Genomic DNA, 18,983 nt, shown 5'->3' with positions numbered 1-18,983 from the left:
TCAGCTATCAAATTGTCACCAAAAAACATGGTGGCAAGATTGAGTGTCATTCTACTGTGGGTCAGGGAAGTGAGTTTGTCGTGCAAATTCCAATACGGCAGATCGTAACACAGAGCACTTAACTACCAAAGTTTTCGCCCCTCCATCATCGACGACAAGGATAGGCATCTCTAACATCGCCCGCTACTCTGTCGTCCAATCTTCGATGCGTAAACCCATAATTTGTCTGAAATCTGAAAAGTTTCGCGTCAACAGAACTGCTTGATTCACCAATGCAACTGACGCAATTTTCAGATCCATCGTGCCTAGCCTTGAATACAACTTCCTGAGTCCTTGAAATTCTTGAGCAGCTAGCTCATCAGATTCAAGAATGGGCACCGTGCAGTAATTGGTTAATTGCCGCTTTAGCTGCTTATACGCTTCAACTTGCTTTTCAACCGTCTGGGCTTTTGCTGCATAACTCAACCACCCGCGCATTTGCTCTTCGTAACTGATAATGCTCACCGCGACTTGAGCAGGATTAACACCTACCAATCTTTGAAGAAGACGTTGCGCTTCAGCTCCGCCACGATCTAAAACACTGAGATGATCCGTATCTAAAATGTACATCTATTCATCGAATGATTCTGGAGAACTAGAACGTAAGGATTTACGATACTCGCTTCCTAGCCGCATCGCCTCATTATAAGCGGAATTGTTCGCAAACGTTCCAGTAATTTTCTCCCACCACGGCGATTGAGATGAATCGCTCTCGACTTTGCGTTTAAGTCGTGCAACTTCAGCCTCTAGCAAGGCAACTCGTTCTTCTAACTTTTCTGGCATTAACGACAGTCCTCACCTAAACTCATTCCAATCTCGATCGTAAATCATTGTTCGATATTTCGCATAGCAAGCGATCGCATTACACTAGAGCGTACTAAGTAGAACTATTATATTATTCTCCATAATGAGTCTTAGCACGGTGAATGTATATCTCCTAGCACCTCGTCTAGAGAGTAAGTTTCATTGTTTTTTATCTGTTGAAGGGATTTTTGAAGACTTTCTCTCAATCCAGGAATTGACAACAATTCTACGGTTTCCTGTTAGCTTTCATACTCTTTGTATGATATGAGTATCGCAGAATCCCTAGTAGATTCTATCTGATAGACTTTATTTTCTTCGGTAACTAATTTAACCATATTCTCAAAGTCTTCTCTGGCAGCAGCAGCAGTTAATTTTTCCATTTGTCAACCTCTTTTTGATATGGGTTACCTAAATCCATTATAGGGTGGGCATTGCCTGTCCAGTCATAAGCTCTCAACTCCTTCCCATGCTTTGTATGGGAAGGAGAGGACAAAAAATGTCAAATCAACCCTATTTACCAGTTATATCTTGAATATCCGCTTTTATTACTGGTTTTGGCTAACCCCTCGCCAGTTCCTCAACTTCTACATCGTTGAGTCGGGCAGGTAGACTATGACTTGTGTTTGCGAGTATCTGAAGTGACGTATTTGGAAGTCCCTAATATATTGCACAGCGAGCAATCCGCTAGTCGCATCCTCAATTTAACCACCACTGAGGCGGAATTTACTAGCTAATATTTTTGAGTCCGGTAAAAGCGCTAAAGACTCGTTTCAGAGCGAATTTCAGCTAAGATATTGGAGATCTCTGCTTCTTCAAAGGTAATACCATGTTTGTCAAGATTACTCTGAGCTTTGTTACTATCCCACTCAAATTCAACACCTTGTAATTGATGGACAATATTCATAGGTTTATTCTATCGGGTCAGACCCCCGAATGACTCGCTATACTCTTCAAGAAATCGGGTATCTGACCAACTGATGGACTAACTACCGTATTTTACAGAACAACCATAGGGCTGAGTAGTAGAATTTGCTACAGCCTTTCCTTGCAAAACACTATTGACAGCATCTGATAAATAGTTTTTCGCCGATTTGACATCAGCAGCATTAGTACTGGGTTTATCGTCGATCGCACCCGCATATTGCAACACTCCTTTCTTATCTATAACAAACATATGGGGTGTCGTTCGGGCTTGATAGAGACGTCCAATTTCACCACTCGGATCTAAAAGCACAGCTGTTGGACTAGCATTACGAGTTTTTGTCAGTTCATTAGCTTCTTGTGGAGCCACATATCCTTGTTGTCCTTGCGCCGACGAGATAACAGATAACCAAACCACACCTTTACCAGTCGCGTCTTTTTGAAGTTGCTGCATATTATTGCTTTCGTAGTGCTTGCGAACGAAAGGACATTGGTGATTTGTCCATTCCAACACAACAGTTTTCCCTTTAAAGTCGCTGAGTTTGTGACGCTTACCATTACTATCAGTTGCAGTAAACTCTGGTGCAGGCGAACCGACACGCACGGGAGTTGCTGCTTGAGCTGCATTCTGTAAAACAGTAGGACTCTTCTGAGTGACTGTGGGAGAATTTTGGCAACCTGTCAACGCTAGAGTAAAAGCAAACAAGCTAGCTGTAATGAGTTTTTTCATGTTTTTTTGTTAGTTGTTAGTTGTTAGTTGTTTAGAAACTATTCCCCAATCGCCAATCCCTAATCCCCAATCCCCATCTACAAACTTTCTACCTTTTCTTGTATCTGTTGTGGAGAGAGAATTTGAGGTAAGATTTGTGGTGTATCAGAATTAACTGAATATAGTAAGTATAAAGGTACGCCGCTACGTCCGAAAGCTGCCAATGCTTGAGTGATTTCAGCATCGCGGTTTGTCCAATCAGCTTTGAGAAGAGCAACATTTTTTTCTTTGAAAGCAGCGATGGTTTCTGATTGGTTGAGGGCGACTCGTTCGTTAACTAAACAAGTGATACACCAAGCTGCAGAAAAGTTAACAAAGACTGGTTTCCCAGATTGGCGTAACTCAGATAATTTTTGAGCATTATAAGGTTGCCAATTGAGTCCGCTTGAAGCTGTTTGTTGAGCATCAGAGTTAGCAACGTTAGGGGCTATGCTATTTGGTAATTGTGCTAAAGTCAGGGCAAATCCCAACACCAGGAATGCTGCAATACTCGTAAAGCGTCGCGTCCAACCAGAAATCAGGTAAGTTTTTTGATGCAACCAAGCTGCCAAACCGATAAGTACTAGCCCAAATAAGGCGGCGGCTAAACCAGTGCTTCCTGTTTGCTGTGCCAACACCCAAACTAACCAAGCTGTTGCAGCGTACATTGGAAAGGCAAGAAACTGAGCAAATGTCTCCATCCATGCACCAGGTTTGGGTAAAACTTTTTGCAAACTGGGAAGAAAACTGATGAGTAGGTAAGGAAACGCTAAACCCAAACCTAATAATAGAAAAATAGTTATGGCTACTACTGGTGTCTGTGTGAGTGCGACTCCAATAGCTGTTGCCATGAATGGTGCTGTACAAGGTGTCGCGACGACTGTTGTAAAAACTCCTGTGAAGAATTCACCCCATAATCCGTTACGTGCTGCTAAACCTTGTCCCAAACCCATTAAGGAAGCACCAAAGATAAATACTCCTGATAAACTCAAGCCAACAGCAAACATTAAATATGCCAATAAGGTGACAAACACGGGTGATTGTAGCTGGAATCCCCACCCTATTTGCTGTCCCAAACTACGCAGTACGAGCAGTACTGTAGCTAGGGCTATAAAACTTATGAGTACGCCTGCTGTGAATACGAGTCCTCTCAGGCGAACTTCTTGTTTGCTGAAGTTTGATTTTTGAACAATGTTTAATGCCTTGAGTGATAGTACGGGGAAAACGCAAGGCATTAGGTTAAGGGCAATTCCACCAAGCAATGCTAACCCTAACACTTTCCATAATGCTATGGGAGTCGCTTGGGGAGTCGCTGCTGTTTCTATTTGAGTTGCGATGGTAAATGCTTGGTTGGCAATTTGTCCGTCTAAGACTTCTTGGAGAACGAGGACACCACTCACTTGTTTGACATCAGCGCGATTCCCTCTTTCCATCTGGACAGTTAAACCATCTTTATCAAAGCTTGCTTTTTGAGGAGCAGCATTGCTGATAATACCATCTTCATTAGGAAAGAATACGACTTCTTTAATCTGACTTGCTTGCAATTGCTGTGCATTTACTCTAAGTGTCAAAGTTTCACCATCAATCCGAGCCGTATTTTGCCATGGAGAGTCTTGAGGGAGAGCAGCTCGTGTTTTCTCAAAAACCTTTGTCCACTTTGTGTTATTAACGGGTGTCTCTTTTGCTATTTCTAAATTAAGATTAAGAGTCGCATTTTCTGGAATACACTCTTTTTCGCACACTAGCCAGTCAGCTTTAGCACTGAGTTGAATCGGTTTATCGGTCTTTATATTTGCTGGTGTTGTAATTTGACTCAACAGCATGACCTCATTTTTATAACCAAAATTCATCAACCCACTTGTAGGTATTCTCTCAGGATATGGATACAACAGTTCTCCTGCTGAAAATCCTGATGGTAATTTCCAAGCAATACTGGGTGCTGTCCCTGAATCTCCTGGATTTTTCCAGTAAGTATGCCATCCTTGTTTGATTTGGAAGTGCAATCCCACCCAAAACGGTTGTCCGGCTTGGATGCTATTGACTTCACTCACCAACTGTGCTTGTACGCGCTCGGTTTTCACCGGATTTGCCCAAGCAGGTAAAGGTAGGAGTGTCAAAAAACTGAGGATGAGCGTGGCGATCGCAATAAACATGGTTTGTCATGCCTAATATCTTATTCGGCTAATGAGCGATAAAATCATTAACTCGTAGTCTGAGTACAAGTAGACACAAAGCTTACAATACAAACTTTTGCGCTCTGTCTCCTTACTTATGCCTTCTTGTACTAGAAGTTTAGTAGATAATTATGACAACATAATGACAATCAGTAAATTTTACAAAAATAGTTCTTTAAAATAAGAATTTTGAGAATTACCCGCCTATGCAACAGCGGCATTTATGGCATCTAATTTTGACCAAATTTATGAGAATGCCTCTCCGTGTAGTTCTGGTAGTCCCTTTTGTACTACAAATCTTTGCTTCTGTGGGGTTAACAGCGTTTTTTTCCTTAAAAAATGGGCAAAAAGCTGTTGATGAGGTTGCTCTCCTTTTGAGAAATGAACTAGCAAATCGGATTCATCATTACATCACCGATTACATGGAACAGCCCCAACTCGTGACTCAAATTAATGCCAATGCCATTCGTTTTAGTGAGTTGAATTTGAAGGATTCTAAAAGTTTAGAACGCCATTTTTGGCATCAAATGCAAGTGTTTAAATCTCTAAGCCCGATCGCATTTGGAAGTGTAGAAGGAGAAATTTACGCAGTCGATCGTTTGAATGATGGTTCGCTTGTCATCAGAATCAAAGACCGATCGACGGGTGGTCAGTACCATACGTATAGCACCGATAGCCAAGGTAATCGCACGAAGTTAATTCAAGTTAGCACAACCTTCGATCCCCGCACTCGTCCTTGGTACACAAAAGCCGTGAAAGCTGGTAAAACGACTTGGACTGAAATTTACCCATATTTTTCTTCATCGGGACTAGCAATTAGTGCGACTCAACCTCTGTATGGACAGAAAGGCATTTTGTTAGGTGTCACAAATGCAACTCTATCTCTCGCTCAACTTAGTAAGTTTTTGCAAAGTTCAAAAATTGGGCGTTCGGGAAAGACTTTTATTATGGAGCCTTCTGGAAACTTGGTAGCTAGTTCCACAAATGAAAAACTGTTTACACTCCATCGCCAGCAAGGACGAGAGAAACGCAAACGGTTAACAGCTCTCGCTAGTAGCGATCGCGTCACTCGTTTGACAGCACAGTATTTAAAATCAAAACTTAGTAGCTTTTATAACATTAACAACCCTCGACAAATCGACTTTGAAATTGATGGTAAGCGACAATTTATACAGTTGATGCCATTCAAAGATGACTACGGATTAAATTGGATCGTTGCCATTGTGGTTCCAGAAGCCGACTTCATGGAACACATCGAAGCAAATACAAGAACTACAATTTTGCTGTGTTTGGCGACATTGATAGTGACAACCGTGACAGGTGCTTTCGCTGCTCATTGGATTACTCAATCCATTACCCGTTTGAGCGAGGCTTCCAAGAAAATTGCTAGTGGAAAATTAGATCGAACTGTTGCAGTAGAGGGAATTCAAGAACTCAGAGTTCTTGCTGAAGCTCATAACCAAATGGCTGCTCAATTACAAGAGTCATTTGCTGAACTATTAAAGACTAACAAGCAACTAGAAGCTGAAATTGCCGAACGCAAACAGGTAGAAAAAGCTTTACGCCTGAGCGAAGAGCGATTCCGGTTAGCGCTCGATCGCCTTCCCCATCCATTTGTTATTTATGATGCCGAACGTCGGTTGCAGTTTGTCAACGCTTTTGGTGTTAATCGCAGTGGTTGTTCTGAGGAAGCACTTATTGGTCATAAAGATGAAGAACTATTTCCATATGAAGTTACAAATACTTATTTACCACTACTACAAAAAACTATAGAAACTCGTACCATTAAAAGTGGTGAGTGCAAGATTGACTTGCCTGGTGGACCCTTCACCATAATTGTTACCTACATTCCGTTGTTGAACGAACATGGAGAAATTTCTCAAATTCTTGGTCACACTTATGATATTACCGAACGCAAACGGATAGAGGAGCAATTATCGCATAACGCATTTCACGATACATTAACAGGTCTACCAAACAGAGCTTTTTTTATAGAACGCTTAAAATATGCACTTGAGCTAGCTAAACGGCAAGAAAATTATTTATTCGCCGTGGTATTTATCGACCTAGATCGATTTAAAGTCATTAATGATAGTCTCGGACATATCATGGGAGACCAATTCCTACTAGTTATTGCCAGCAGGTTGAAAGCCTGTCTGCGTCCTACAGATACTTCTGCAAGATTTGGAGGGGATGAATTTACAATTCTACTCGAGCATATCCAAGACGTATCGGACGCGATAAAAGTCGCTGAACGGATTCAACAGGAACTGCTGTTACCTATTGAACTTGACGGACAAGAAGTATTCGCAACAGCCAGTATTGGCATTGCTTTAAGTTCGATAGTAGATTATCACCATCCAGAAGAGCTGCTCAGAGATGCTGATACGGCAATGTACCGAGCCAAAGCACTAGGCAAAGCACGCTACGAGCTATTTAATTCCGATATGTACGCTGATGCTTTAGCTAGATTGCAATTAGAAACCGATTTGCGTCGAGCAATTGAACGTCAAGAATTTCGAGTTTATTATCAACCGATTATTTCGCTATCGAGTGGCTCGATTTTGGGTTTTGAAGCTCTACTGCGCTGGCAACATCCAGAACGCGGTTTGCTTAATCCGACAGAATTTATTCCTTTAGCAGAAGAAACTGGATTAATTATCGAGATTGGTTACTGGATATTGCATGAAGCTTGTCGTCAAATGCAAGCTTGGCAACTAAGCGGAAATCCAAATTTGCTGGAGAAGATAATTGTTAATCTCTCTCTTAAACAATTTTCTCGCTCGGATTTGACTCAACAGATTCAACAAGTTCTACAGTCAACAGGTCTCAATCCTAGAAGTTTAGTTGTAGAGATTACTGAAAGCGTCATTATGGAAAACGGCGACAATACGACTGCAACTCTCTCACAACTCAGAGAGTTGGGTGTTGAGATATCAATCGATGACTTCGGTACAGGTCACTCTTCATTAGGTCGTCTTTACAGCTTTCCAATTAGTTTGTTGAAGATTGACAAATCTTTCGTTAGCCCTATAGATACTAGCAGCAGAAATTTAGAAATTATTGAGATAATTGTCACGTTGGCACATAAACTAGGTGTAAACGTAACAGCTGAAGGTGTAGAGACAGAAGAGCAATTGGCTTTTGTCAGAAAGTTAAACTGTGAATATGCTCAAGGATATCTTTTTTCCACACCATTAAATAGCTCGGATGCGACAGCACTAATTCTAACAAATCCTCAATGGTGAGATTTGGAGCAATGTCTAAAATAATATGTCTGACGGATTGACAGAAAACGTACTGTAGGGGCGCGGCGGCCGCCGCGCCCCTACAAGTCTAAAACGACCATTATTCGTTGATACATATGATAGTCAATTTGTACAGTGCGTAAGTCTAAATAATTAGGATATTTCAATAAAAGTTTATGCTTTTGCGAGAGAGAGAGGGAAGTTGATACTTCTCTCATCCCCAGTCGTTAACTAAGTACGCATGCGTCTCTTGTACCGCTTGGATCTGGCAACTGCTTGAGCTTTACGCTTATTTTTTTCCAACGGTGTTTCAAAGTGACGATTTTTCTTCAGATCTGGAAGAATTCCTGCTTTAGAGACTTCTCGCTTAAATCGGCGTAAAGCTGACTCAATTCCTTCGTTCTCGCCCACAATAATTTGGGTCATTCTATCTCCTCATCCATTTTGGTTGGTGGAAAACAATGTAAAATAATACAAGGACAAAAAAGGGCAGACTCTTTGCCCGCCCAAGTGACCTTAGAGTTTAACAGACTTGTGTCTTAAATCTCTAGTAGCGACGAGAGTATCCGCCACCACCGTTATTTCCCCGTCTGTTGCCACCAAATGAACCTCTATTATCTTCCTTGGGCTTGGCTTTGTTGACTTTGAGATTGCGACCCATCCACTCAGCCCCATCTAGGGACTCAATTGCAGCAGCTTCTTCTGCCTCTGTTCCCATTTCTACGAAAGCGAAACCGCGAACGCGACCAGTTTCCCGGTCTGTAGGTAATTGAACGCTCTTAACTGTTCCATACTCAGCAAAAACTTGTTCGAGGTCACCTCGTTCTACCTCATAGGATAAGTTACCAACATAAATCGACATCAGATTATCTCCAGAATCAGAAGGTGTAGAGATTTTAGATTCGGAGATACGCTTGCCATAGAATAAAAACAAGGTGCATAACCGAATAGAACCCTAGAAACATAGGATAGCATAACTTTGCAAGTCGGTTACTCAAGATTTGTGAAATTTATCAATACTACTTAAGTGGGCATTGGGCATTGGGGCATTGGGCATTGGGCATTGGGCATTGGGTCATCAATAATTTCTTAACTATTCCCTATATTGAGTGATGGTCATAGTTTTAATTATTATCTAAGTGACAAATGATAAGTTTTTCTCTATATTTATGAAGTAAGATTGATATAGCAGTCCTAAATTATTTGTGTGAACCTAGATCCCCGACTTCTTTGATAAGTCGCGGATCTGAGCCTTTCAATTCTTACAAATCAGATAAAATTGCTATAGTTAATTATCTTGTTTTCCAACTCTTTATAGCATTATGTGACTCTTATTTAATTTTTGAAATAGACGTGAAATACCCAAGACCCAATCATCAAACTAATTTATAATTCATGACTCATCAAGAAAATACATCTTTACCTGGTTGGTCTCTAGACGAGCGAAACCCACAATTTATTGAGTCATTAATGCCAGTGTGGGAATGGTTTTATCGGTATTACTTCCACGTGAAAACCGATGGTTGGCATCACATCCCCTTACAAGAGAAGGTATTGCTAGTAGGCTCTCACAACGGTGGAATGGCTTCTCCCGATTTACACATGATGGCGTATGATTGGTTCCGCCAATTTGGAACTCAGCGTCTGGTATATGGTTTAATGCACCCATATGCTTGGAAGATTAGCCCTTATACTTCCCAACTCGCTGCCAAAGCTGGAGCTATTGTAGCGCATCCTAAAATGGCAAGCGCTGCCTTAGATCGAAATGCCAGTGTTTTGGTTTACCCAGGAGGACAGTACGATATGTTTCGTCCTCACAGCGAGCGATATAAAATCCACTTTGCCAACAACAAAGGTTTTATCAAACTGGCTTTACAAAAAGAAGTTCCTATTATTCCTGTTATATCTGTAGGTGCTCACGATACTTTGATTGTTCTAGGAGATTTTTATCATATAGCACGCGAGTTACACCAATGGGGATTACCATGGTTGCTAGATATAGACCCAAAAGTATTTCCTATATACTTGGGTTTGCCTTGGGGTTTATCTATTGGACCTTTGCCTAATTTTCCTTTACCCGCAAAAATTCACACTCGCATCTGTCCCCCAATAATGTTTGAGAAATATGGCAAAGAAGCTGCTAAGGATCGCAATTATGTAGCTGAATGTTATTCTTTAGTTTATACCCAAATGCAGCAAGACTTGGATCGTTTGGTGAAGGATGTACAGATGGAAAAATAGCTATCTTGCTCAAAGCTATACAAACGCTCGTCCGCTACGGCTTGGACTTCATATTCAGTCCGCGTAGGTGGACTTATACCATTTCACTTTTTTGGTGATACAAATACCCTGTAGGGGCGCAAGGCCTTGCGCCCCTACGACCAATGATATGTATCATGCATTTCGTAAATTGGTATTAGCTTGTCTAGCCGCGATTTCCACTCGCTTGGTGTTTTTTCCAAATTGGGATGCTCTCTTTAAATCCAAGTTTAGCTAATAACTCATGCCAACGCTCAACAGGCAAACTTCCTCCTGAAGCAAAGTCATGTCCATGACCGTAATTACCTTCATCTTCTGACAATCCGATATTGCGTAAAAAGTCTAGCACGTTGATTTCAGAATCAGTTCTGACACTAAAATTTACTCGTCCGGGAATGTATCCTGAATTGGCAACTATAACAATATACTTTGGCAAAAGCGATCGCCAACTTTGAGCAATTAGTGGATGGATCTGACAAGGCGAGTTAATTTGCACCAAAGCTACATTTCCTGCAAAGATAGGTGCAGCTTTTCTCGCTTCATCCATTGCAGCTTTTACCTCTGCTCTTGCAGAACGCAGTTGCTCCACTTCTGGTGTATTCGAGTTAAATATATCGCGGGGTGAATTGTGAGTCAGCAACACCTCAGCAGCGACTTCTGGGTTGTATTGAGATGCACGTCGAACTGCGTTAATCAAGGTAGTTGCTTCTTTAAGGTACTTAGCAGTATACCTACTCTTGGCAACTCCCAACATTTCAAACGGAGCTTTTTCCCCCAAATCGCTGATAGTTCCAATTGCAGCAATCCAGTCTAAATTAGATACATCTACAATACCTTTGCACAATTCCCAAACAATGAGTGAAGTATTGGGAATGGGTTCCCAAGTATAAGCACTGATGAGAGTATCTCCTGGTGGTACTCCTTCTGGACGGTGGTGGTCAATAAAGCAAGTAGGAATACCGGGAATAACTGATTCCGATTGACTACCAAGGTCAAGTACAAATAAAGAATTGGGTGCAGCAGCTTGTACCTTTTGACGATTAGCGATCGTCCAAGCGTTACGTTCTCTATCTGGAATAACTCGTGTCACATTTCCAAAACCAGCTTTTGACAATGCCAACTCCAATACTACACCAGCTGCGATCCCATCCGCATCTGAATCATGAAGTAAGACTAGGCGTTGCTGCGGATCGAGGCGTTCGACAAAAGCCTTGAAAGCATCACGTGCTGTTTCTAAAGTTGGTGTCGTAGAGAAACTCGGAGATGAGATCGTTGGTTTTGTTGTTTCCTCTGCTTCCTTCTCTTGTGGAGAAACTGAAATAATTTGAGCCAAACGCTTCACTGTTTCAAGGGTATCAATTTCTCGAACAGGCTTATCGTTTCTGATTCTAAGAATGCGGGGAAAGCGCAGGGCGTAACCGCTATTATGTCTGTCTGATGGTTGTACCCGGTCAAAAGTGATTTCCAAAACAATTTTTGGTTCCACCACACACACCTTACCATGCTCTAACTCTTGTAAAGTATGAGCGCGAAACCAATTGCTGATTTCGGTTACTTCTGCATCGGTTAGCCCTGAGTATGCTTTACCCACATTTAAAAGTGTTGGATCGTCTTCACTTTTACGGACTGCAAAAGTAAAGTCGGAGAGGAAACGGCTTCTTCTTCCCGTACCAACTTCTGCTGCTGTGACAACAACATCTAGGGTTGCGAGCGCACGTTTAACTTTGAGCCACTCGCGTCCCCGACGACCTGGTTTATAAGTGGAATTGAGGTCTTTTACCATCAATCCCTCATTTCCCCGTTCGCGAGCTGCTGTAAATTCTTCATCTAAGTTAGAAATATCAGGAAACTGTTTGTGAATTCCCAACCGTATTCTTTCATGATTTAGATGTAAAGATTCCAAAATTGTACGACGAGTCTCAAAAGGTTCGTTAATTAATACCCGTCCTTTATATAAAATATCATAAGCAACAAATGCAACAGGTACTGTATTGAGTAAATCTTCTGAAACTTTTTTTCGTCCCAAGCGCTTTTGCAGTTCTTGAAATGGTAATATTTCTTCACCATTAATTGGTACAATTTCGCCATCTAAAATTAAACCGCTTGCTTGATCAGTTTTTGATTCTAGCTCTACTAAACTAGCAAGCGGATTTATGAGATCGGGAAAGCTAAGGGTAATTTCGTCAAGGGTACGTGAAAAAATAGCAATACGTTTATTACGAGCGACTGTACCGTGTAAAATCTCTTGGTCTTCTAAAGCAGGTGCAACATGAACTTGAGCGCGAATCCCGTCATATTTGTCTTCAACAGCAAAACCAGCAGGCATTTGCTTTGTGACTTCTGTTAAATCTGTAACGGGACTTGCTAGCATAAATTTGATGGGATGAAAGAGCCGCATTTTTGCTTTGTCAAGTTGTCCGTTCCGAGCAAGTACTGCTGTTTCACCAATATCACCCGTTAACATATTTACCCATTGGATTTTATGAACGGGGAGTTTAAAAAGACGAGCGATCGCATCTTCAACTGCGCCTTCTTTTAATCCAATCCTAAGATCGCCTGCTAAGAGTTTGACGATATATTTTGCTTCTAGAGGTGTTGCTCGTTTTAGTAAATCTATCACTAGAGAGATTTTGCGTTTTGTTCCTGTTGCGATCGCAAGCTCTTCGAGTTTTTCTGATAAATTTGACAAGGTAAGAGGAGGTTGATTTTCTAATTGATAAGGGTGGGCGAAAACCTCAAAGGCTACGTCACCGGGATCGCCTTTTTTAACTATCTTCTTTTGGATTTCTGATTTTTCAACACAGCTGACAGTTGCGATCGCGCTTAACAAAGCTGCTCCACCTACATTAATAGTACGTTGGTCGCGTAATGGAAAGAGGTAACCTGAAAAATAACGAGCAGCCAGTATTAAATCGCGATAAGCGAAGCTTAACGGCTTAAGCCGTATCGCATAATTTTCTAAAATAATCCCCTAGCAATGCTGCTTTTTCAGTGCGTTTTGATGTCGCGGCGATACTTTCTGCAACTTCAGCAAAAAGGATTAGCTCGTTATCCTGTATATTTGAATTATTGGTAATAGTTTCAAACACGGCAAATCTGGCTCTGGAGAACTATAATATAAGAATTAGTACAAGCTTAGTTCATCTGTCTAAAAGAGTAGAAAAACTTGAGACATGAAATTAAGACAAACCTTCTAAAGAACGATGACAAATACAGATACTATCTTCAAGCATTTCCCCACCATTGAAACAAAGAATTTAATTTTAAGAGAGACGAAACTAGCTGATGCACAAGACATTTTTCAGATTTTTGCGAATGATGAGGTTACTAGATATCATGACTTAGAAACCGCTACTCGTGTAGAGCAAGCCCAGTTTCTTATTGAGAGGCGAGCGGAGCGATTTCAGAACAAACAGGGAATTCGTTGGGGAATTGCCAGAAAAGAAGATAATATCATTATTGGCTCCTGTGGCTATAGTATTAAAAATCGCTTTCTCTTAGAAATAGGCTATGAACTAGCAAGAGATTATTGGGGAAAGGGCATTATGACAGAAGCTCTCCAAGCAATAATTAAGTGGGGATTTCAAGAGTTGGATATTAATAGAATTGAAGCAATGGTGTTAATAGAAAATATCGCTTCTATTAGGTTATTAGAAAAAATGGGATTTCTGGAGGAAGGATTGTTGAGAGAGTATGGGTTTTGGAAAGGACAATTTCACGATCTCAAGTTATTTTCTCTACTCAGAAAAGAATATAGGAATCATCAATGATTTGTGAAAATTTTTTAGTACTGTAGGGTGGGCAATGCCCACCACTAAGGCTTCTGGTGGGCATTGCCCACCCTACTACGTGTATTTTACAAACTCCTACACGGATTGCTATATCACAAGCAAAGTATGGCTAAAGCTTTTAGAACCGGTACTGGATGTATAAGTAGTAATATTAACATTTTCTAATTACGGGTTCCCCAACCAATAGACAAAGGTATCCAGGATATTCTGAGGTGTTGAGAGCATGAATAAACTAAATGGCATTAGATCTGTCTGAATCTTCTCAATCAAGACAAACGCTTCAACCAAATTCCTTGCGTCGGTTATTGAATGTTAAAGAAATTTACTACGAACCTGCTGTTAATGACTATGCTAGAGGTCAGGAAATTCTAACACAGTATCCCGACGCCAAGCTTATTGAAGTGGCTTCTCATTGGAAAATTCCAGAACTACATGGCAATTCTGAATCAGTAGAAGACTGGAACCGCATCAAACGCAATGTTCTAGTTTTGGGTGTTAAAAAATCTATTCAAAGTCGCCCGAACTGTAGATCTTCTGATTTTATCGCACCTTCTCACGCAAACGGTTGTGCCATGGCTTGTGCGTATTGTTATGTCGCTCGTCGTAAAGGCTACGCCAACCCCATAACGACCTTTGTTAATATAGAACAAATAGTCCGGTATATAGAAAGACACGCCAATAAACAGGGCGTCAAACAAGAACCAAATCAAGTAGATCCTAAATACTGGGTGTATGAGATTGGTGAAAATAGTGATTGTTCGGTAGATGCAGCAATTTGCGATAACGTTAAAGACTTAATTGCAAAATTCCGATATTTGCCCAATGCGAAAGCAACCTTTGCAACCAAACGAGTTAATCGAGATTTGCTCGATTGCGATCCACAAGGAAAAACACGCATTCGCTTTAGTCTCATGCCTGAGTCAATGGCTAAAGTAGTAGACTTTCGCACTTCGAGTATCCCAGAACGTATTGCTGCAGTGAATGATTTTGTTGCTGCAGGGTATGAAGTTCACCTCAACTTTGCACCTGTTATTTACTACGAGGGATGGTTGACAGATTACAAAGAATTGTTCAAACAAGTAGATGATACTCTCTCACCTCAAGCTAAGCAGCAGCTGCAAGCAGAAGTTATTTTTCTGACACATAATGATGAGCTTCATGAAGTTAATATGGGTTGGCATCCTCAAGCTGAGGAGATTTTGTGGCGACCCGATGTGCAAGAAGTGAAGTATTCTCAGACAGGCGGGAAGAATGTACGTTACAAACGGGGTCTTAAAGGAAAACTTGTTGAGCAATTTTGTCACCAGCTAGGGGAGCAATTACCCTATTGCAATATCCGCTATGCGTTTTAATATAAGTGTTGCTGTTTAGAGCAAAAATTGTTCTTTAATTTATTATAAATATTATAAAGTGTGTAAAAATATTTCAGAATGGTTTGTATTATGGTTATTAAGCTTGAATTGAAACCAGAGGTTGAAGCACGTCTTGTTGCCAAAGCAACTGCACAAGGGGTTTCCATAGAAACTTACCTTGAGTCTCTTATAGAAGAATTGACCGACCAAGAAGGAAAAACTTTAGCAGAAAACGACTGGCACAGTATACTAGATGAATTAGGTAAAAGTCCTTCTCTTACACAAGCACAGCCACTTTCAGACGATGCGATCTGTCGTGAAAGCATCTATCGTGAGAGGGAAGATAGCCAGCTATGAGTTATCTAGTAGATACAAATATTTTGTTAAGATTAGTACACAAATCTGACTCTATGCATCTTGTTACTAAAAGTGCATTAGTTACACTTCAAGAGCAAGGAGAAGCTCTTTGTATCGTCCCACAAAATCTTATTGAATTCTGGGCAGTTGCCACAAGACCCACAAATAGCAATGGACTAGGGTTAACAGCAAGCGAGGCATATCGAGAAATGTCTCTTTTGAAACATCTTTTTTCTATTAAAGAAGATGTTCCAGCCATTACTACTATATGGGAAAGTTTAGTTGTTAAATATCAAGTTCTGGGAAAGCAGACACACGATACACGGCTAGTAGCAGCGATGATAGCCAATCAAATAACACACTTACTGTCGTTTAATATTAATGATTTCAAACGTTTTTCAGAAATTGAAGTTCTCGATCCCCGAACTTTTAAGGGAGAATAAAAGAATATCGACTTTTTAACCATAGAGATGTAGGGATATGGACGAGTTTACAAAGATAGAACAATTCAAGCAGCTGTTGGAGCAAGAGCAAAAATGCCCGGAGTCTCTACCAAAACCTTTACAAGCCCTTTGGTACGACAAAAAAGGTGACTGGAATATAGCGCATGAAATTGTACAAGATGCTAGTGATGCAGACAGCGCGTGGGTCCACGCTTACTTACACCGGAAAGAAGGAGATCTGAAGAATGCTCGTTATTGGTACAGACGCAGCGATCGCTCAGAATCAAAAGAAAGTTTAGCTCAAGAATGGGAACAAATAGCTTCTTATTTACTAATGAAGGTGAAATAAGCATGGATGGAGATGAACTAAAGCGGCGTTATACAGCAGGAGAGCGAGATTTTCCAACAGCCAAGCTTATTGGAGCTAAGTTGATAGAAGCTAACTTAGTTGGAGTCAATTTATTTGCAGCAGATTTAACGGATGCTAACCTTGCGAAAGCCAAGTTATGGGGAGCTAACTTAGGAGGAGCCAATTTAGCCAAAGCTAACTTAACGCGAGCTAACTTAAGTGGTGCAAACCTACATGAAGCCAATCTTAGGGGAGCCCGGTTAAACTATGCCAAACTATATGGAGCCAATCTCAGTGGCGCTTACTACGATGATAGTACTCGTTTTTCTAGAGGTTTTGACCCTGTTAGTAAAAATATGAAAAAGTTATAATTTTTGATGTCAACCTTAGAAGTTTGATTGTGCAAATATTGTGGAACTATCTCATGGCAGATATTAGCGGTACTTGGCTTGGAACATATTGGCAGCAAGAAATTCCTACTCGTTTTGAAATGACACTCGTTCAAGGCGGTAACACTGTAACTGGTAATATTTTAGATGACAGTTCTTTAGGAGAAGCCCAGTTAACTGGTGAGGTGATTGGGCGTCGTATCAGTTTTAACAAACGCTACCTCACCACATCAACCGAACCAGTAGCCTATGTTGGCACAATTTCAGAAAATGAAGATTATATGCAAGGACAGTGGAGTATCAAACTTTGGGATTTCGGACCTTGGGAAGCCAAACGCAGTGGGGAATCGCTGTTAGCAGATTTACAAACACGTTTGGAAAAACGAGTTTCTCTAACTATTTAAATTGATTAGTTTCCGTGCAATAAATGCTGTATGCTTTAGTGGTAAATTATACTGTCCATAATTTTGCATTATTTGAACTTCAAAGCCCACAGAATTCAGTTTTTCTGTAATTTCTACAATCTCATATAATTGCTGACGGTGAACTTCATCATCCCGTCGGTAATGTTCTCCTACTTTGCGGAAGGTAATAATCCGACGAGTTAATATTCCGTCTCGATTTTCTTCTTTTTCAACCAGTACAATCCAATCTTTTCCTTCAGTAAAATTTTTAATTGTGGTTTCTTGTGTGACTTGTCCTGGTTCTGCAATGTCAAAAATAAAAACTCCTCCTGGAATTAACGCATTGTATATACGATGAAAAAGATGAATCAGCTTTTCGCGATCGCTGTTTGAATCAAACAGATAGTTTAGGCATTCACCAATAGAAGTCACTGCATGACATGGTGGAATTTCTATTTGAAATAGCGAACCTACTTGAAATTTTGCCTCTGGAACCCTTGTTCTTGCGAGCTTAATCATTGCTTCAGAAATATCAACTCCAAAGACCTGATAATTAGCTTTCACAAACTCTCGTGCAGATAATCCACTGCCGCAACCTAAGTCTACTATTAAACCTTCCTGAATGTTATTTTGTTTGAGAATTTCTATTATTCCGGGAGCCGACTTTAAAGCATAATCGCTGAAACCAATATCATGAATGAATGCAAGGTCTTCTTTGTACCACATCTTGCAATAAATCCCTAAAATAGTAATTCACCGCGCAAAACTGTGACAGATTGTCCAGCTAAATAAACGCGATCGCCTCCTTCATACCTAACCTTTAATATTCCACCACGACTCGATGCTTGATATGCCAAAAACTCATTTTTTTGCAAGCGATCGCGCCAAAAAGGAGCAAGACAACAATGGGCTGCACCTGTCACGGGATCTTCATTAATTCCCAAACTTGGGGCAAAAAAGCGAGAAACAAAATCGTACTCTGAATCTTTATTTCTTGTACTAGTCACAATAATATCGGCAACAGGTAAAGTTTTCAATAATTCAAAATTTGGCTGTATTTGTCTGACTAACTCTTCAGACTCCACCTCGACTAAATACCCCAAAGAATTTTTCAAAACTGTTTTTAAAGAAACACCCAAAGCTTCTTCTAATTCTGAAGGAGCAGTCGTTTGTTCTGAATAATTTACTGGAAAATTTAGTTCGATCCAACTGCCCAACTTCTTAGCAACCAACAGCCCACTTTTCGTGTGAAAACGAGCAATTTCATCTGGTAATAAATGAGCCTCCGACCAAAGAACATGAGAACTAGCTAAAGTTGCATGACCGCACAATGGAACTTCTGTTGTAGGAGTAAACCAACGAAGCTGAAAACCGTCTTCTTGCCTTACCAAAAATGCGGTTTCAGACAAATTCATTTCTTGCGCCACTTTTTGCATCCACTCCTCAGACTGAGGTGCAGGTAAAATACATACAGCCGCCGGGTTCCCTGCAAAAGGTGTATTAGTGAATGCATCGACTTGAGTAATTATCTGTCCCATAATTTATTTCTAACCACCGTGAGGCTTACCTAGTGAAGTACCTACACCGACTGCTTAGGCAGTACGGTGTAGGCTTCGGGTTAACTCCCGAATTTCCTTGAGGCTACTCATAGAATCTGAAGACTCTATTATCAATTTCCCCCTCCGGCTTTTTATAGTTGGAAAAA

The 18,983-nt window shown here is 40.7% G+C and carries 21 protein-coding genes; 9 read left to right on the top strand and 12 right to left on the bottom strand.

What is annotated here, in order from left to right:
• Window positions 1–183: 183 nt before the first annotated feature.
• From ACKTT2_RS04385 to ACKTT2_RS04360, 6 genes are all read right to left on the bottom strand, one after another.
• Window positions 184–609 carry a type II toxin-antitoxin system VapC family toxin gene (locus ACKTT2_RS04385; RefSeq protein ID WP_407884367.1) on the bottom strand — a complete coding sequence of 142 codons (426 nt, stop codon included), beginning with the start codon at window positions 607–609 and terminating at the stop codon, window positions 184–186.
• On the bottom strand, window positions 610–822 hold the full coding sequence (locus ACKTT2_RS04380) for a hypothetical protein (RefSeq protein ID WP_407884365.1): 213 nt from the start codon (window positions 820–822) through the stop codon (window positions 610–612).
• A 260-nt stretch (window positions 823–1,082) separates the two neighbouring features.
• Entirely contained in the window at window positions 1,083–1,223 is a 141-nt protein-coding gene (locus tag ACKTT2_RS04375; RefSeq protein WP_407884363.1) for a hypothetical protein, read from the bottom strand.
• Window positions 1,224–1,600: 377 nt separating this feature from the next.
• On the bottom strand, window positions 1,601–1,747 hold the full coding sequence (locus tag ACKTT2_RS04370; RefSeq protein WP_407884361.1) for a BrnT family toxin: 147 nt from the start codon (window positions 1,745–1,747) through the stop codon (window positions 1,601–1,603).
• A gap of 78 nt (window positions 1,748–1,825) precedes the next feature.
• Window positions 1,826–2,494 carry a thioredoxin family protein gene (locus ACKTT2_RS04365; protein WP_407884359.1) on the bottom strand — a complete coding sequence of 223 codons (669 nt, stop codon included), beginning with the start codon at window positions 2,492–2,494 and terminating at the stop codon, window positions 1,826–1,828.
• A gap of 77 nt (window positions 2,495–2,571) precedes the next feature.
• Entirely contained in the window at window positions 2,572–4,665 is a 2,094-nt protein-coding gene (locus ACKTT2_RS04360; RefSeq protein WP_407884358.1) for a protein-disulfide reductase DsbD family protein, read from the bottom strand.
• A 227-nt stretch (window positions 4,666–4,892) separates the two neighbouring features.
• Here ACKTT2_RS04360 and ACKTT2_RS04355 point away from each other — a divergent pair, with 227 nt between their 5' ends.
• A complete protein-coding gene (locus ACKTT2_RS04355; protein ID WP_407884356.1) occupies window positions 4,893–7,934 on the top strand; it encodes a bifunctional diguanylate cyclase/phosphodiesterase in 3,042 nt (1,013 codons plus the stop codon).
• A gap of 231 nt (window positions 7,935–8,165) precedes the next feature.
• On the opposite strand, the gene rpsU is transcribed toward ACKTT2_RS04355, so the two are convergent.
• Window positions 8,166–8,360, bottom strand: a complete 195-nt coding sequence (rpsU, locus tag ACKTT2_RS04350; protein WP_017749935.1) for a 30S ribosomal protein S21 — start codon at window positions 8,358–8,360, stop codon at window positions 8,166–8,168.
• 121 nt (window positions 8,361–8,481) lie between these two features.
• Window positions 8,482–8,796: an RNA-binding regulator gene (rbp, locus tag ACKTT2_RS04345; RefSeq protein ID WP_407884353.1), complete on the bottom strand. Its 315-nt coding sequence runs from the start codon at window positions 8,794–8,796 to the stop codon at window positions 8,482–8,484.
• 533 nt (window positions 8,797–9,329) lie between these two features.
• Between rbp and ACKTT2_RS04340 the strand changes: the two genes are divergently transcribed.
• Window positions 9,330–10,175, top strand: coding sequence for a lysophospholipid acyltransferase family protein (locus ACKTT2_RS04340; protein ID WP_407884351.1), 846 nt, complete (start codon window positions 9,330–9,332; stop codon window positions 10,173–10,175).
• 184 nt (window positions 10,176–10,359) lie between these two features.
• On the opposite strand, the gene ACKTT2_RS04335 is transcribed toward ACKTT2_RS04340, so the two are convergent.
• Window positions 10,360–13,098 carry an ATP-dependent DNA ligase gene (locus ACKTT2_RS04335; RefSeq protein ID WP_407884371.1) on the bottom strand — a complete coding sequence of 913 codons (2,739 nt, stop codon included), beginning with the start codon at window positions 13,096–13,098 and terminating at the stop codon, window positions 10,360–10,362.
• A 31-nt stretch (window positions 13,099–13,129) separates the two neighbouring features.
• The gene (locus tag ACKTT2_RS04330; RefSeq protein ID WP_407884349.1) at window positions 13,130–13,282 is read right to left on the bottom strand and encodes a hypothetical protein; all 153 of its coding nucleotides are present in this window, start codon (window positions 13,280–13,282) and stop codon (window positions 13,130–13,132) included.
• Between the two features lie 114 nt (window positions 13,283–13,396).
• On the opposite strand from ACKTT2_RS04330, the gene ACKTT2_RS04325 reads away from it, so the two are divergent.
• The 7 genes from ACKTT2_RS04325 (at window position 13,397) to ACKTT2_RS04295 (ending at window position 17,278) form a co-directional block, all read left to right on the top strand.
• The gene (locus ACKTT2_RS04325) at window positions 13,397–13,963 is read left to right on the top strand and encodes a GNAT family N-acetyltransferase (RefSeq protein WP_407884347.1); all 567 of its coding nucleotides are present in this window, start codon (window positions 13,397–13,399) and stop codon (window positions 13,961–13,963) included.
• A 257-nt stretch (window positions 13,964–14,220) separates the two neighbouring features.
• A complete protein-coding gene (locus tag ACKTT2_RS04320) occupies window positions 14,221–15,336 on the top strand; it encodes a spore photoproduct lyase family protein (RefSeq protein ID WP_407884345.1) in 1,116 nt (371 codons plus the stop codon).
• 90 nt (window positions 15,337–15,426) lie between these two features.
• On the top strand, window positions 15,427–15,693 hold the full coding sequence (locus tag ACKTT2_RS04315; RefSeq protein WP_407884343.1) for a hypothetical protein: 267 nt from the start codon (window positions 15,427–15,429) through the stop codon (window positions 15,691–15,693).
• Window positions 15,690–16,136, top strand: coding sequence for a type II toxin-antitoxin system VapC family toxin (locus ACKTT2_RS04310; protein WP_407884341.1), 447 nt, complete (start codon window positions 15,690–15,692; stop codon window positions 16,134–16,136). Before ACKTT2_RS04315 ends, ACKTT2_RS04310 begins: the two co-directional genes overlap by 4 nt.
• Before the next feature lie 37 nt (window positions 16,137–16,173).
• Window positions 16,174–16,485 (top strand): hypothetical protein, encoded by a 312-nt coding sequence (locus ACKTT2_RS04305; RefSeq protein ID WP_407884338.1) that lies wholly within the window; start codon window positions 16,174–16,176, stop codon window positions 16,483–16,485.
• A gap of 2 nt (window positions 16,486–16,487) precedes the next feature.
• The gene (locus ACKTT2_RS04300) at window positions 16,488–16,856 is read left to right on the top strand and encodes a pentapeptide repeat-containing protein (RefSeq protein ID WP_407884336.1); all 369 of its coding nucleotides are present in this window, start codon (window positions 16,488–16,490) and stop codon (window positions 16,854–16,856) included.
• A 53-nt stretch (window positions 16,857–16,909) separates the two neighbouring features.
• Window positions 16,910–17,278, top strand: coding sequence for a hypothetical protein (locus ACKTT2_RS04295; RefSeq protein WP_407884369.1), 369 nt, complete (start codon window positions 16,910–16,912; stop codon window positions 17,276–17,278).
• On the opposite strand, the gene ACKTT2_RS04290 is transcribed toward ACKTT2_RS04295, so the two are convergent.
• Window positions 17,267–18,004: a class I SAM-dependent methyltransferase gene (locus ACKTT2_RS04290; protein WP_407884333.1), complete on the bottom strand. Its 738-nt coding sequence runs from the start codon at window positions 18,002–18,004 to the stop codon at window positions 17,267–17,269. The genes ACKTT2_RS04295 and ACKTT2_RS04290 overlap by 12 nt on opposite strands.
• Before the next feature lie 14 nt (window positions 18,005–18,018).
• Window positions 18,019–18,816 (bottom strand): PhzF family phenazine biosynthesis protein, encoded by a 798-nt coding sequence (locus tag ACKTT2_RS04285; protein ID WP_407884331.1) that lies wholly within the window; start codon window positions 18,814–18,816, stop codon window positions 18,019–18,021.
• Between the last annotated feature and the right edge of the window lie 167 nt (window positions 18,817–18,983).

This window comes from Scytonema hankhaensis NUACC26, assembly GCF_045865695.1.
GTDB lineage: Bacteria > Cyanobacteriota > Cyanobacteriia > Cyanobacteriales > Nostocaceae > Scytonema.
Note: the sequence above shows the minus strand (reverse complement) of the source record. Positions and strands in the feature narration are given on the sequence as shown.

Bases quoted from the DNA above. Each gene is read 5' to 3' on its own strand.
- ACKTT2_RS04360 (WP_407884358.1), bottom strand. From the start codon at position 4,665: ATGTTTATTGCGATCGCCACGCTCATCCTCAGTTTTTTGACACTCCTA.
- ACKTT2_RS04340 (WP_407884351.1), top strand. From the start codon at position 9,330: ATGACTCATCAAGAAAATACATCTTTACCTGGTTGGTCTCTAGACGAG.
- ACKTT2_RS04300 (WP_407884336.1), top strand. From the start codon at position 16,488: ATGGATGGAGATGAACTAAAGCGGCGTTATACAGCAGGAGAGCGAGAT.
- ACKTT2_RS04290 (WP_407884333.1), bottom strand. From the start codon at position 18,004: ATGTGGTACAAAGAAGACCTTGCATTCATTCATGATATTGGTTTCAGC.
- ACKTT2_RS04375 (WP_407884363.1), bottom strand. From the start codon at position 1,223: ATGGAAAAATTAACTGCTGCTGCTGCCAGAGAAGACTTTGAGAATATG.
- ACKTT2_RS04380 (WP_407884365.1), bottom strand. From the start codon at position 822: ATGCCAGAAAAGTTAGAAGAACGAGTTGCCTTGCTAGAGGCTGAAGTT.
- ACKTT2_RS04310 (WP_407884341.1), top strand. From the start codon at position 15,690: ATGAGTTATCTAGTAGATACAAATATTTTGTTAAGATTAGTACACAAA.
- ACKTT2_RS04285 (WP_407884331.1), bottom strand. From the start codon at position 18,816: ATGGGACAGATAATTACTCAAGTCGATGCATTCACTAATACACCTTTT.
- rbp (WP_407884353.1), bottom strand. From the start codon at position 8,796: ATGTCGATTTATGTTGGTAACTTATCCTATGAGGTAGAACGAGGTGAC.
- ACKTT2_RS04295 (WP_407884369.1), top strand. From the start codon at position 16,910: ATGGCAGATATTAGCGGTACTTGGCTTGGAACATATTGGCAGCAAGAA.
- ACKTT2_RS04385 (WP_407884367.1), bottom strand. From the start codon at position 609: ATGTACATTTTAGATACGGATCATCTCAGTGTTTTAGATCGTGGCGGA.
- ACKTT2_RS04305 (WP_407884338.1), top strand. From the start codon at position 16,174: ATGGACGAGTTTACAAAGATAGAACAATTCAAGCAGCTGTTGGAGCAA.
- ACKTT2_RS04315 (WP_407884343.1), top strand. From the start codon at position 15,427: ATGGTTATTAAGCTTGAATTGAAACCAGAGGTTGAAGCACGTCTTGTT.
- ACKTT2_RS04365 (WP_407884359.1), bottom strand. From the start codon at position 2,494: ATGAAAAAACTCATTACAGCTAGCTTGTTTGCTTTTACTCTAGCGTTG.
- ACKTT2_RS04370 (WP_407884361.1), bottom strand. From the start codon at position 1,747: ATGAATATTGTCCATCAATTACAAGGTGTTGAATTTGAGTGGGATAGT.
- ACKTT2_RS04320 (WP_407884345.1), top strand. From the start codon at position 14,221: ATGGCATTAGATCTGTCTGAATCTTCTCAATCAAGACAAACGCTTCAA.
- ACKTT2_RS04355 (WP_407884356.1), top strand. From the start codon at position 4,893: ATGCAACAGCGGCATTTATGGCATCTAATTTTGACCAAATTTATGAGA.
- ACKTT2_RS04325 (WP_407884347.1), top strand. From the start codon at position 13,397: ATGACAAATACAGATACTATCTTCAAGCATTTCCCCACCATTGAAACA.
- rpsU (WP_017749935.1), bottom strand. From the start codon at position 8,360: ATGACCCAAATTATTGTGGGCGAGAACGAAGGAATTGAGTCAGCTTTA.